Below are 12931 nucleotides of genomic sequence, written 5' to 3'. Positions count from 1 at the left end.
GGCAGCAAGGCTGCCCCGGCAATTTTGCGGTGACATCGAGATCGTGGGGCTGCTGTGCAGCCCTTTCGCGACACAAGGCCGCTCCTACAGGGGGCGCGTTGCTTGCAGATGGCTTTTGAGTACCTGAAAACATGTCCACCACCGAACACCCCAGCGACCTGATCCGCGCCCGCGACCTCGAGGGCGTCGACGTGTGGGCGTTGCCCAGCTTCGACCCGCAGCCGGAGCCCGAGCCAGAACCCGAGCCGGAAGTCATCGAGGAAGAAGTCGAAGAGGTGCCGCTGGACGAAGTCCAGCCACTGACCCTCGAGGAGCTCGAGGCCATCCGCCAGGAGGCCTACAACGAAGGCTTTGCCACCGGTGAGCGAGAGGGCTTCCACAGCACCCAGCTGAAGGTGCGCCAGGAGGCCGAAGTGGCCCTGGCGGCCAAGCTGGCCAGCCTCGAGCAGGTCATGGGTCACTTGCTCGAGCCGATCGCCGAGCAAGACACCCAGATCGAAAAGGCGCTGGTGCAACTGGTGGCGGGCATGACCCGCCAGGTCATCGGCCGCGAGCTGCGCGGCGACTCCAGCCAGATCACCCATGTCCTGCGTGAAGCGCTGAAACTGCTGCCGATGGGTGCCGACAATATCCGCATCCACCTCAACCCCCAGGACTTCGAGCTGGCCAAGGCCCTGCGCGAGCGTCACGAGGAAAACTGGAAGCTGCTCGAGGACGAGGCGCTGCTGCCAGGGGGTTGTCGCATCGAAACCGCCCATAGCCGCATCGACGCAACCATGGAAACGCGGATCGACAAGGCCATTGCGCAATTGTTCGACCAATCCCATGACCAGGCGCTGCACCCGGCGGCGCCGGACATTTCGGTCGAGCTGGGTGCCGACCAGGATCAAGCCGATGCGCCTTGATCGCACCAGTTTCGGCAAGCGCCTGGAAGGCTACGCCGACGCGGTGAAGCTGCCCGAGCAGCCGATCGTCGAAGGTCGCCTGCTGCGCATGGTCGGCCTCACCCTCGAGGCCGAGGGCTTGCGCGCGGCGGTGGGCAGCCGCTGCCTGGTGATCAACGATGACAGCTACCACCCGGTGCAGGTCGAAGCCGAGGTGATGGGCTTTGCCGGCAGCAAGGTGTTCCTCATGCCGGTTGGCAGTATCGTCGGCCTGGCGCCGGGGGCGCGAGTGGTGCCGCTGGACGACAGCGGTCGCCTGCCCATGGGCATGAGCATGCTTGGCCGGGTGCTCGATGGCGCCGGGCGTGCGCTGGACGGCAAGGGCGGCATGAAGGCCGAGGACTGGGTGCCTATGGATGGGCCGATCATCAACCCGCTCAACCGCGACCCGATCAGCCAGCCGCTGGACGTGGGCATCCGCAGCATCAATGGCCTGCTTACCGTTGGCCGTGGCCAGCGCCTGGGCCTGTTCGCCGGTACCGGTGTCGGTAAATCGGTGCTGCTGGGCATGATGACCCGCTTTACCGAGGCCGAGATCATCGTGGTTGGGCTGATCGGTGAGCGGGGTCGCGAGGTCAAGGAGTTCATCGAGCACATCCTTGGCGAGGAGGGGCTCAAGCGTTCGGTGGTGGTGGCTTCGCCCGCCGACGACGCGCCGCTGATGCGCTTGCGCGCGGCCATGTATTGCACGCGTATCGCCGAGTATTTCCGCGACAAGGGCAAGAATGTCCTGTTGCTGATGGATTCGCTGACGCGTTTCGCCCAGGCCCAGCGCGAGATCGCCCTGGCCATCGGCGAGCCGCCGGCCACCCGTGGTTACCCGCCTTCGGTGTTCGCCAAGCTGCCCAAGCTGGTGGAGCGTGCCGGCAACGGCGAGCCCGGTGGTGGTTCGATCACGGCCTTCTATACGGTACTGTCCGAAGGCGACGACCAGCAGGACCCGATCGCCGACTCGGCGCGGGGTGTGCTCGATGGTCACTTCGTGCTGTCTCGGCGCCTGGCCGAGGAGGGGCATTACCCCGCCATCGACATCGAGGCCTCGATCAGCCGGGTCATGCCCCAGGTGGTCGATCCGGACCATCTGCGCCAGGCGCAGAAGTTCAAGCAGTTGTGGTCGCGCCTGTCGCAGAGCCGTGACCTGATCAGCGTCGGCGCCTATGTGGCCGGCGGCGATCCGGAAACCGACCTGGCCATCGCCCTGCAGCCCAAGCTGGTGGACTTCCTGCGCCAGCGCCTGGACGAAAACGTCGGCATGGCGCAGAGCCGTGCAGAGCTGGCCGCGGTGTTCGCGCCGCCGGCGGGTTGATAGGCCATGGCCCAGCCCAGCCGAGCCGCGCGCCTGGCACCGGTGGTGGAGATGGCCGAGGAGGCTGAGCGCAAGGCTGCCCAGCGCCTGGGGCACTTCCAGAAGCTGCTCGGTGACGCCCAGGCCAAGCTGGCCGAGCTCGAGAGTTTTCGCGAGGCCTACCAGCAGCAGTGGATCAACCGTGGCTCGCAAGGGGTCGACGGTAACTGGCTGGTCAACTACCAGCGCTTTCTCGGGCAGCTGGAAACAGCGATGACCCAGCAGCGTCAAAGCATGGCCTGGCATCAGACCAACCTCAATAACGCGCGCAATACCTGGCAGCAGACCTATGCCCGGGTCGAAGGGCTGCGCAAGCTGGTGCAGCGGTACATGGACGAAGCGCGCCGGGCCGAGGACAAGCGCGAACAGAAATTGCTCGATGAGCTGTCCCAGCGCTTGCCGCGGCAAAATCCCCACTGAGCCGGTCGCGCGCTGCGTTGGATGGCACCGGCTGTGCCGGTGTTCGCGGCTAAAGCCGCTCCTGCAGGGGCTGTATGGCTTTCAGGCTTGGCCGGTACAGGCCGGCCAAGGCGATTACGCCCACAGGGCAAGCTTGCAGCCCGGGGTGCGCACTGCTAAACCTTCAGGAGTCGCATTCGCCATCATCGAAGGAATCGCTGGCATGGCAGTCGAAGCTGATTTTTCACAGGAAGGGAAAAAGCTGACGATCAAGGTCAAGGGTCGTTTCGATTTCGGCAAGCATCAGGAGTTTCGCGAGGCCTACGAGCGCCAGCGGCCCAAGCCGGATTCGGTGGTGGTCGACCTGAAGGAGGCCACCTACCTCGACAGCTCGGCGCTGGGCATGTTGCTGCTGTTGCGCGACCATGTCGGCGGCGAGGAGGCGGATATCCGCGTGGTCCACGCCAGCCCGGATGTGCGCAAGATCCTGGCTATTTCCAACTTCGAAAAGCTGTTCGACATCAGTTGAGTGTGGTCATGCCGACCGAACAGGCGTTGACCGTGCTGGTGGCCGAAGACGGCGCCGCCGATCGCCTGTTGCTGGCGCAGATCGTCCGGCGCCAGGGCCATGAGGTGCTCACCGCGGAAAACGGCGAACAGGCGGTCGCGCTGTTTGCCCGGCACCGTCCGCAACTGGTGTTGCTGGATGCCCTGATGCCGGTGATGGACGGTTTTGAGGCGGCGCGGCAGATCAAGGCGCTGGCCGGCGAGGCGCTGGTGCCGATCATCTTTCTCACCTCGCTCAACGAGGAGCAGGCGCTGGTGCGTTGTCTCGAGGCCGGGGGCGACGATTTCATGGCCAAGCCCTACAGTGCGGTGATCCTCGGCGCCAAGATCCGCGCCATGGACCGCTTGCGCCGGCTGCAGGCCACGGTGCTCGAGCAGCGCGACCAGATCACCCGGCACCACCATCATCTGCTCAACGAGCAGCGGGTGGCCAAGGCGGTGTTCGACAAGGTCGCCCATGCCGGTTGCTTGAATGCCTCGAACATCCGCTACCTGCAATCGCCCTATGCGCTGTTCAATGGCGACCTGCTGCTGGCCGCGTTCACGCCGTCTGGCGACATGCATGTGCTGCTCGGCGACTTCACCGGCCACGGCTTGCCCGCCGCGGTGGGCGCCATGCCCCTGGCCGAGGTGTTCTACGGCATGACCGCCAAGGGCTACGGCCTGGTCGAGACATTGCGCGAGATGAACGCCAAGCTCAAGCGCATCCTGCCCGTGGACATGTTCTGTTGCGCGCTGTTGCTCAACCTGAGCTTCCAGCGCGCCACGGTCGAGGTGTGGAATGGCGGGATGCCCGATGGCTACCGCTTGTCCGCTGCGGGCGAGGTGCTGGCGGTGTTGCCATCGCGGCATCTGCCGCTGGGTATCCTGAGTGCCGAGCAGTTCGACGACAGCACCGAGGTCATGCCGCTGGCGGCTGGCGAGCGGCTGTTCCTGTTGTCCGATGGCGTGGTCGATAGCGCTGATGCCCAGGAGCGTCTGTTCGGCGTGCAGCGCTTGCGTGAGGTGTTGGCGAGCAATCGCCAGCCGGCCTGCCTGTTCGACGAGGTCATGCAGGCGCTGGCGCGTTTCGGCGGGCAGACGCGCGATGACATCAGCCTGTGCGACATCCGTATGCTTGGGCCCGGACAGGTGGCCGCGGCGGCGGTGGTCTACTCCGACAGCGGGCGTTCCAGCCCGTTGGACTGGTCGCTGCATTTCGAGTTGCGCGGGGAGAGTCTGCGGCGTTTCAACCCCGTGCCTTACCTGGTGCAACTGCTGCAGGAGATCCATGGCCTGCGGCCCAGCAGCGGCCGATTGCACAGTGTGCTCAGCGAGTTGTACTCCAATGCCCTGGAACACGGTGTGCTTGGGCTGAATTCACGGCTCAAGCAAGACGCCCAGGGGTTCGCGGAGTACTATCGGCAGCGTGCCGAACGCTTGGCGGGGCAGGTTGCGGGCTTTGTCCGCATCGACCTGCGGGTGGAACCGCAAGGGGCTGGCGGGCGTCTGATGATTGAAGTCCGCGACAGTGGCGGGGGCTTCGATGTGGCGCAGGTGCTGGCCGATGGTCCGGCCGCGCAGGGCTTCAGTGGTCGTGGGCTGAGCCTGGTGCGAACCCTGGGGTTGCGTGCTCGCTGGCTGGAGGGTGGGCGTGTGGCGCAGGTGGATTTCGAATGGTGAGCGACATGGGTCGGGCAGGTGCCGGCCCTGGCGCAATCAGGCTTGATCAGGGAGTGAGCAAGTGGACATGCATATTGATCACAAGGTGCTGAATGACCTGCGCGAGGTCATGGAAGATGGCTACCTGCAGTTGCTGGAAACCTTCCTGGAGGATTCCGAGCGGCGCCTGAGCCAGCTGCATGAGGCCAAGGATGCTGGCGAGCTCGGGATGGCGGCGCACAGCTTCAAAGGCAGCAGCAGTAACATGGGCGCCAGGGGATTGGCGTCTCTGTGCCAGCAGCTCGAGGACCGTGTGCGGCAACAGCCGCTGTATGGCATCGAAGACCTGATCAATCGCATCGATCAGGAGTACCTCGAAGTCCAGCGGTTCTACCGAGGTGAGCGGCAACGAATTTCCGCGCAGTAGCGCAAACTTGGCGCGAGTCTTGCTTTTCCTGCTCCAGATATGATTTTTCAGTTTCTGGCGCGGAGACCTTTCAATGCCTGTCGCACCCAATCCATTGTTGCAAGCCGGCCTGTTGAGCAAGGCTCCGCGTCCGCCTGTCGGCGCGGCGGACAAGCCGCAGCAGGCGGCGCCCGAGCAGGGGGGCGGCTTCGACAAGGTCATGGCCAATCAGGGGCGTGACAGTGTGCCGGCGCGTGACGACAAGGCTGCGCCTGGCAAGAATCGTGACGCGGCGGAGCCTGCCGCCGGCGGCAAGGCGGGCGGCAGCAGTGCGCAGACGGTTGCCGATGACGGCAAGCGCTTGCCATCGACTATCAGGCCGCTGCCCGCCAGCGACAGCGATGACAGCACCGACAGCGAAGCGACCGCGCCGCTCGACGCCAGCCTGGTGGCCGGGCAGGTAACCGATGCCCAGCCGGGGGCGCAGTTGCTCCAGGCCCAGGCCGAGGCGGTGGCGCCGGTATTGCAGGCGGCGGTGCAGCCGCCATTGCAGCCGGCAGCTGCGCCGGTACCGGCGACGCTCGGCGCGGTGGACGAGGCGACCAAGGCCGCGTTCGACCCTGAAGCCGACCCGCTGGCCGACATGCCGACCCTGCGCCTGGCGCTCGAGCAGGACGCCCAGGCCAAGGGCACGACCTCGGCCCATGCGGTAAGCCCACGCAGTGAAACCAGTCAGCAACCCGCCGACCCCGCCAGTGTTGCCGTCAATACCTTGGCGAATCTGGCCGGCAAGGGCGAGCCAGAGGCGGGGCATGCCGAGCACGGCGACAAGGCTTTCGCCGGCCTGCTCGACGACGGTCTCAAGGATATCAAGGGCGCCAACAGTGATACGCGGGTCGATGACTTCGCCAATCGCCTGGCCAACCTGACCCAGGCAGTGACCGCGAAAGTCGCCAATGCCGTGCCGGCGACCCCGAGCCCGCTGCAGCAGCCCTTGGCGATGAACCAGGGGGCCTGGACCGAGGGCCTGGTCAACCGGGTGATGTACCTGTCCAGCCAGAACCTCAAGTCGGCGGATATCCAGCTCGAGCCTGCTGAATTGGGGCGCCTGGACATTCGCGTCAATGTCGCGGCGGACCAGTCGACGCAGATTCACTTCGTCAGCGGTCATGCCGGTGTGCGTGATGCGCTCGACAGCCAGGTGCATCGCCTGCGCGAGTTGTTCACCCAGCAGGGCCTGGCCCAGCCGGATGTCAGCGTTGCCGACCAGTCTCGCGGCCAGCAGCAACAGCAGGCGCAGCAGGGTGGTTCGAGCAGCCTGTCGGGCGTCGCCGCACGCCGTGCCGAGGCGGGCGCCGAGGGCGGCGAGCTGGCCGATGCCGCGCGCCCAGTGGAGCAGCAGATGGTGGTGGGCGACAGCGCGGTCGACTACTACGCCTGAGCCAGCGTCCAGGCGGGCCACGGCATTGTAGGAGCCGGCTTGCCGGCGAACACCGGCGCAGCCGGTGCCGTCCATCGCGGCGCTTGCTTCGCCAGCAAGGCTGGCTCCTACAGGGTTCAGGTGGGTCGCGGCATTGTAGGAGCCGGCTTGCCGGCGAACACCGGCGCAGCCGGTGCCCTTCATCGCGATGGGCTGGCGAACACAATCTGCGCAACTGACAAATCTGGCATAACACTTGCTCAAGCCACGTCATCCTTCTTTGAAACCGCGATGGACGACGGATTATTGGCATGGCGAAGAGCGACGCAGTGAAAGACCCCGCCACTAAAGGCAAACTCAAGCTGATCCTGCTGCTGGTGCTGGCCCTGCTCCTGGCGGTCGGCCTGTCGGTGGGCGCAACCTGGTTCTTCATGCACAAGAGCGAGTCGGCGCCCGCGGCGGATGCGGCCCAGAGCAACGTCAAGGCAGCGGCGATCTACGAGCCCCTGGCACCGGCCTTCGTGGTCAACTTCAACCAGAATGGCCGTCAGCGCTACATGCAGGTGAGCATCACCATGCAGGGGCGCAGCCAGGCTGACCTCGAAGCGCTGAAAGTGCACATGCCGGTGATCCGCAACAACCTGGTGATGATGTTCTCCGGCCAGGGCTTCGATACCCTCGCCAGCAGCCCGGTCGGCCAGGAGATGCTGCGCCAGAAAGCCACCGCGGTGGTGCAGGAAGTGGCGCAGAAAGAAGTCGGCAGGCCGGTCGTCGACCAGCTGCTGTTCACCAATTTCGTATTGCAGTAGGAGCACATAGATGGCCGTGCAGGACCTGCTGTCCCAGGATGAGATCGATGCCCTGTTGCATGGGGTGGACGATGGGCTGGTACAAACCGAAAGTGCCGCCGAGCCCGGCAGCATCAAGAGCTACGACCTGACCAGTCAGGACCGTATCGTCCGGGGGCGCATGCCGACCCTGGAAATGATCAACGAGCGTTTCGCCCGTTATACGCGCATCAGCATGTTCAACCTGCTGCGGCGCTCCGCCGACGTGGCGGTGGGCGGCGTGCAGGTGATGAAGTTCGGTGAGTACGTGCACTCGCTGTACGTGCCGACCAGCCTGAACCTGGTCAAGATCAAGCCACTGCGCGGCACGTCGCTGTTCATTCTCGACGCCAAGCTGGTGTTCAAGCTGGTGGACAACTTCTTCGGCGGCGACGGGCGGCATGCCAAGATCGAGGGCCGAGAGTTCACCCCGACCGAGCTGCGCGTGGTGCGCATGGTCCTGGACCAGTGCTTCGTCGACCTCAAGGAAGCCTGGCAGGCGATCATGCCGGTCAACTTCGAGTACATCAACTCCGAGGTCAACCCGGCCATGGCCAACATCGTCGGCCCCAGCGAGGCGGTGGTGGTTTCGACCTTCCATATCGAACTGGACGGCGGCGGCGGCGACCTGCACGTGACCATGCCCTACTCGATGATCGAGCCGGTGCGCGAAATGCTCGATGCCGGCTTCCAGTCCGACCTGGACGACCAGGACGAGCGTTGGGTCAAGGCCCTGCGCGAGGACGTGCTGGACGTCAATGTGCCGGTCTCGGCCACGGTTGCCCGGCGCCAGCTCAAGCTGCGCGACATCCTGCACATGCAGCCGGGCGACGTGATCCCGGTGGAGCTCCCCGAGCACCTGGTGCTGCGCGCCAACGGCGTGCCGTCGTTCAAGGCGCGGCTGGGTTCGCACAAGGGCACCCTGTCGCTGCAGATCATCGACCCGATCGAACGCCGCTGACGGCGTGCCGGTCGCTCTAACGTATTGAATGCCTGTCGAGGAAATCATGGCTAACGAAAACGAGATCACTTCTCCCGAGGAACAGGCCCTGGCCGATGAGTGGGCCGCGGCCCTGGAAGAGACCGGCGATGCCGGTCAGTCCGACATCGACGCGCTGCTGGCTGCCGACGCCTCGGGTACCGGCCGCCTGCCGATGGAAGAGTTCGCCAGCTCGCCCAAGCCCAACGAGAACGTCAGCCTCGAAGGCCCGAACCTGGACGTGATCCTGGACATCCCGGTGAGCATCTCCATGGAAGTGGGCAGCACCGAGATCAGCATCCGCAACCTGCTGCAGCTCAACCAGGGTTCGGTGATCGAGCTCGATCGCCTGGCTGGCGAGCCGCTGGACGTGCTGGTCAACGGCACCTTGATCGCCCACGGCGAAGTGGTGGTGGTCAACGAGAAGTTCGGCATTCGCCTGACCGACGTGATCAGCCCCAGCGAACGTATCAAGAAGCTGCGCTGAGTGAAGGGCATGGTGCGGGCCGTCATGGCCCTGGGCGCATTGCTGGCGAGCGAGGCGGCGATGGCCGCCGAGGTGTCCGCGGTGCCGGTTGCGGCGCCCGCGCCCGGCGGGTTGGGCGGGCAACTGGCGCAGATGGTCTTCGGCCTGTTGCTGGTGGTCGGCCTGATCTTCTTCCTGGCCTGGCTGCTGCGGCGCATGCAAAGCTCGGTGCAGCGGGGCGCCCAGGTGATCGAGATTGTCGGCAGCCGCGCCATCGGCCCGCGTGATCGCTTGCTGCTGGTACAGGTGGGCAAGGAACAGATCCTCATCGGCCACACCCCAGGCAGTATCGAGGCCTTGCATGTGCTGGCCGAGCCTGTCGAAGTGCCCGCCGGCACCCGCCAGGCCGCGCCGGAATTCGCCCAGCGGCTGCTCGAGCTGATGGGCAAGGACCAGAAGGACAAGAAGTGATGAGCGGCGCACTGCGCGTGTTGTTGACCCTGGCGCTGCTGCTGGCTGCGCCGTTGGCCCTGGCCGCCGACCCGCTGTCGATTCCGGCCATCACCCTGTCCAATGGCGCGGACGGCCAGCAGGAGTATTCGGTCAGCCTGCAGATCCTGCTGATCATGACGGCGCTGAGCTTCATTCCGGCGTTCGTCATCCTGATGACCAGCTTCACCCGCATCATCATCGTCTTCTCCATCTTGCGTCAGGCCCTGGGCCTGCAGCAGACGCCGTCGAACCAGGTGCTCACCGGCATGGCGCTGTTCCTCACCATGTTCATCATGGCGCCGGTGTTCGAGCGGGTGAACAAGGACGCGCTGCAGCCATACCTGGCCGAGCAGATGACCGCCCAGCAGGCCATCGACAAGGCCCAGGGGCCGCTGAAGGAGTTCATGCTGACGCAGACCCGGCAAAGCGACCTGGACATGTTCATGCGCCTGTCCAAGCGCACCGACATCGCCGGGCCCGAGCAGGTGCCGCTGACCATCCTGGTGCCGGCGTTCGTCACCTCGGAGCTCAAGACCGCGTTCCAGATCGGCTTCATGATCTTCATCCCGTTCCTGATCATCGACATGGTGGTCGCCAGCGTGCTGATGGCCATGGGTATGATGATGCTGTCGCCATTGATCATCTCGTTGCCGTTCAAGATCATGTTGTTCGTCCTGGTCGATGGCTGGGCGCTGATCATGGGTACCCTGGCCGGCAGTTTCGGCGGTGTCTGACGCCGTCAAGGAGAGCTTCCCATGACACCTGAAGTCGCCGTCGACCTGTTCCGCGATGCCTTGTGGCTGACCACCCTGATGGTGGCCGTGCTGGTGGTGCCGAGCCTGCTGATCGGCCTGGTGGTGGCGATGTTCCAGGCTGCCACGCAGATCAACGAACAGACCTTGAGCTTCCTGCCGCGCCTGCTGGTGATGCTGATCACCCTGATCGTCGCCGGGCCCTGGCTGGTGCAGAAGTTCATGGAGTACTTCATCGGCCTGTACACCAGCATTCCGCAGCTGATCGGTTGATGCCGCCATGCTGGAGCTGACCGACACGCAGATCGGCACCTGGGTCGCCACCTTCATCCTGCCGCTGTTCCGGGTGATGGCGGTGTTGATGACCATGCCGATCTTCGGCACCAAGATGCTGCCGGCGCGGGTGCGCCTGTATGCCGCCGTGGCGATCACCGTGGTGATCGTGCCCGGCCTGCCGCCGTTGCCTGAAGTCGACCCGCTGAGCCTGCGTGGCATGCTGCTGTGCGCCGAGCAGATCATTGTCGGCGCGTTGTTCGGTTTTTCCCTCCAGTTGCTGTTCCAGGCCTTCGTCATCGCCGGGCAGATCATTGCCGTGCAGATGGGCATGGCGTTCGCCTCCATGGTCGACCCGGCCAACGGTGTCAACGTCACGGTGATCAGCCAGTTCATGACCATGTTGGTCAGTGTGCTGTTTTTGTTGATGAACGGCCACCTGGTGGTGTTCGAGGTGCTGACCGAGAGCTTCACCACCTTGCCGGTGGGCAATGCCCTGGTGGTCGGTCATTTCTGGGAAATGGCCGGGCGCCTGAGCTGGGTGCTGGGGGCGGCGTTGCTGCTGATTTTGCCGGCCATCGCCGCGCTGCTGGTGGTCAACATCGCCTTCGGCGTGATGACCCGGGCCGCGCCGCAGTTGAACATTTTCTCCATCGGCTTCCCGCTGACCCTGGTGCTGGGCATGGGCATCTTCTGGGTCGGCCTGGCCGATATCCTTTCCCACTACCAGGCACTGGCCAGCGAAGCGCTGCAGTGGCTGCGTGAACTGGCACGGGCGCGCTGAGCATGGCAGAAAGCGAGAGCGGTCAGGACAAGACAGAGGAACCCACCGAGAAGCGCAAGCGCGACTCGCGCGAGAAAGGTGAGGTTGCCCGCTCCAAGGAGCTCAATACCGTTGCGGTGACCTTGGCGGGGGCGGGTGGGCTTTTGGCCTTCGGCGGCTACCTGGCCGAGACGCTGATGACGCTGATGCGCATGAATTTCAGCCTGCCCCGCGAGGTGATCGTCGATGAGCGGAGCATGGGGGCGTTCCTGCTGGCCTCGGGCAAGATGGCGATCTGGTCGGTGCAGCCGATCCTGATCCTGTTGTTCGTCATTTCCTTCGTTGCACCCATCGCCCTGGGTGGTTTTTTGTTCTCCGGGAGCCTGCTGCAGCCGAAGTTCAGCCGCATGAACCCGCTGTCGGGGATCAAGCGCATGTTCTCGATGAATGCGCTGACCGAGCTGCTCAAGGCGGTGGCCAAGTTCATCATGATCCTGATGGTGGCGTTGCTGGTGCTGGCCAGCGACCGCCAGGCGTTGCTGGCGATCGCCAACGAGCCCATGGAGCAGGCGATCATCCATGCCGTCCAGGTGGTGGGCTGGAGTGCCTTGTGGATGGCGGCTGGGCTGTTGCTGATCGCGGCGATCGATGTGCCGTACCAGCTGTTCCAGACGAACAAGAAAATGAAGATGACCAAGCAGGAAGTGAAGGACGAGTACAAGGACAGCGAGGGCAAGCCTGAGGTCAAGCAGCGGATCCGGCAGTTGCAGCGGGAGATGTCGCAACGGCGGATGATGGCGGCGGTGCCGGAGGCCGACGTGATCATCACCAACCCGACCCATTATGCGGTGGCCTTGCAGTACGACCCCGAGAAGGGCGGCTCGGCGCCGTTGCTGCTGGCCAAGGGCACGGATTTCATGGCTTTGAAGATTCGCGAGATCGGGGTGGAGCACAAGGTGCAGATTCTCGAGTCGCCGGCCCTGGCGCGGGCGATCTACTATTCCACCGAGCTTGAGCAGGAGATTCCGGCGGGGCTTTACCTGGCGGTGGCGCAGGTGTTGGCTTATGTGTTCCAGATTCGGCAGTATCGGGCGGGGAGGGGTAAGGCGCCTGATCCGTTGAACAAGGATTTGCCGATTCCTGAGGATTTGCGGCGGGATAGTTGAGTTTGTTGTTTGTTGTTTGTTGTTTGTTGTTTGTTTTGCGAGTTGTATGCGCATTCATTTTCTATATCGACGCTTAGTCACCTTTCCGCCCTTACGGCGGGTCCCTTTTTGAAGGATCAAAAAGGAACCAAAAAATCCTCGCTCCATTCATCCGGCCCCTACGCTTCGCTCCGGGGTTCCCTCACTCCGGCCTTGCTCCCGGGAGGACCGCGCTGTAGGGCCCATCCTGGGCCCCAGCGCTTGACGGGCATCCATGCCCGTCACCTCCCTACGCAAGGCCTGCGTTCGGCCTCCTGAAGTCGCGAAGTTAGGGGCGGCGCCTGCACTGACGCAGCTAATCGCTAGTTGAATTAGGGGGAACTCTGGATCGCATCGCGGGGCAAGCCCGCTTCCACGCCAAGCCGATAAAGTGGCCAATCGTGGGAGTGGGCTTTACCCTCGATGGCGTCTGGACAAGCAACACAGTTCCAACTAACAAACCATAAATCTCT

15 protein-coding genes are annotated in these 12931 nt (G+C 64.4%); all 15 read left to right on the top strand.

Annotated features, from left to right (window positions below):
• Positions 1-131 precede the first annotated feature (131 nt).
• The 15 genes from fliH (at position 132) to flhB (ending at position 12440) form a co-directional block, all read left to right on the top strand.
• Positions 132-905 carry a flagellar assembly protein FliH gene (gene fliH / locus KSS95_RS20025; RefSeq protein ID WP_217849013.1) on the top strand — a complete coding sequence of 258 codons (774 nt, stop codon included), beginning with the start codon at positions 132-134 and terminating at the stop codon, positions 903-905.
• On the top strand, positions 895-2250 hold the full coding sequence (gene fliI / locus KSS95_RS20020; protein ID WP_217849011.1) for a flagellar protein export ATPase FliI: 1356 nt from the start codon (positions 895-897) through the stop codon (positions 2248-2250). Before fliH ends, fliI begins: the two co-directional genes overlap by 11 nt.
• 6 nt (positions 2251-2256) lie before the next feature.
• Positions 2257-2709, top strand: coding sequence for a flagellar export protein FliJ (gene fliJ / locus KSS95_RS20015; protein ID WP_217849009.1), 453 nt, complete (start codon positions 2257-2259; stop codon positions 2707-2709).
• Between the two features lie 202 nt (positions 2710-2911).
• The gene (locus KSS95_RS20010; protein WP_217849007.1) at positions 2912-3217 is read left to right on the top strand and encodes an STAS domain-containing protein; all 306 of its coding nucleotides are present in this window, start codon (positions 2912-2914) and stop codon (positions 3215-3217) included.
• An 8-nt stretch (positions 3218-3225) separates the two neighbouring features.
• Positions 3226-4917: a fused response regulator/phosphatase gene (locus KSS95_RS20005; RefSeq protein WP_217849005.1), complete on the top strand. Its 1692-nt coding sequence runs from the start codon at positions 3226-3228 to the stop codon at positions 4915-4917.
• Between the two features lie 67 nt (positions 4918-4984).
• Positions 4985-5323: an Hpt domain-containing protein gene (locus tag KSS95_RS20000; RefSeq protein ID WP_217849003.1), complete on the top strand. Its 339-nt coding sequence runs from the start codon at positions 4985-4987 to the stop codon at positions 5321-5323.
• Positions 5324-5396: 73 nt separating this feature from the next.
• Positions 5397-6743 carry a flagellar hook-length control protein FliK gene (locus tag KSS95_RS19995; RefSeq protein WP_217849001.1) on the top strand — a complete coding sequence of 449 codons (1347 nt, stop codon included), beginning with the start codon at positions 5397-5399 and terminating at the stop codon, positions 6741-6743.
• 290 nt (positions 6744-7033) lie between these two features.
• Positions 7034-7531: a flagellar basal body-associated protein FliL gene (fliL, locus tag KSS95_RS19990; protein WP_217848999.1), complete on the top strand. Its 498-nt coding sequence runs from the start codon at positions 7034-7036 to the stop codon at positions 7529-7531.
• A 10-nt stretch (positions 7532-7541) separates the two neighbouring features.
• Positions 7542-8510 (top strand): flagellar motor switch protein FliM, encoded by a 969-nt coding sequence (gene fliM, locus KSS95_RS19985; protein WP_134690822.1) that lies wholly within the window; start codon positions 7542-7544, stop codon positions 8508-8510.
• Between the two features lie 46 nt (positions 8511-8556).
• Entirely contained in the window at positions 8557-9015 is a 459-nt protein-coding gene (fliN, locus tag KSS95_RS19980) for a flagellar motor switch protein FliN (RefSeq protein ID WP_134690820.1), read from the top strand.
• Complete coding sequence (gene fliO, locus KSS95_RS19975) at positions 9016-9465, top strand: flagellar biosynthetic protein FliO (RefSeq protein ID WP_217848998.1); 450 nt, start codon at positions 9016-9018, stop codon at positions 9463-9465. It abuts the gene before it with no gap.
• Positions 9465-10220: a flagellar type III secretion system pore protein FliP gene (gene fliP, locus KSS95_RS19970; protein ID WP_217848996.1), complete on the top strand. Its 756-nt coding sequence runs from the start codon at positions 9465-9467 to the stop codon at positions 10218-10220. The genes fliO and fliP overlap by 1 nt, the downstream gene beginning before the upstream one ends.
• A 21-nt stretch (positions 10221-10241) precedes the next feature.
• On the top strand, positions 10242-10511 hold the full coding sequence (fliQ, locus tag KSS95_RS19965; protein WP_023630488.1) for a flagellar biosynthesis protein FliQ: 270 nt from the start codon (positions 10242-10244) through the stop codon (positions 10509-10511).
• A gap of 7 nt (positions 10512-10518) precedes the next feature.
• Entirely contained in the window at positions 10519-11295 is a 777-nt protein-coding gene (gene fliR / locus KSS95_RS19960) for a flagellar biosynthetic protein FliR (protein WP_217848994.1), read from the top strand.
• A 2-nt stretch (positions 11296-11297) separates the two neighbouring features.
• Positions 11298-12440 carry a flagellar biosynthesis protein FlhB gene (flhB, locus tag KSS95_RS19955; RefSeq protein ID WP_217848992.1) on the top strand — a complete coding sequence of 381 codons (1143 nt, stop codon included), beginning with the start codon at positions 11298-11300 and terminating at the stop codon, positions 12438-12440.
• Positions 12441-12931 lie beyond the last annotated feature (491 nt).

The organism is Pseudomonas muyukensis (assembly GCF_019139535.1).
GTDB classification, from domain to species: Bacteria; Pseudomonadota; Gammaproteobacteria; order Pseudomonadales; family Pseudomonadaceae; genus Aquipseudomonas; species Aquipseudomonas muyukensis.
The sequence above is the reverse complement of the archived record's forward strand: the minus strand, read 5'-3'. Positions and strand labels throughout refer to the sequence as shown.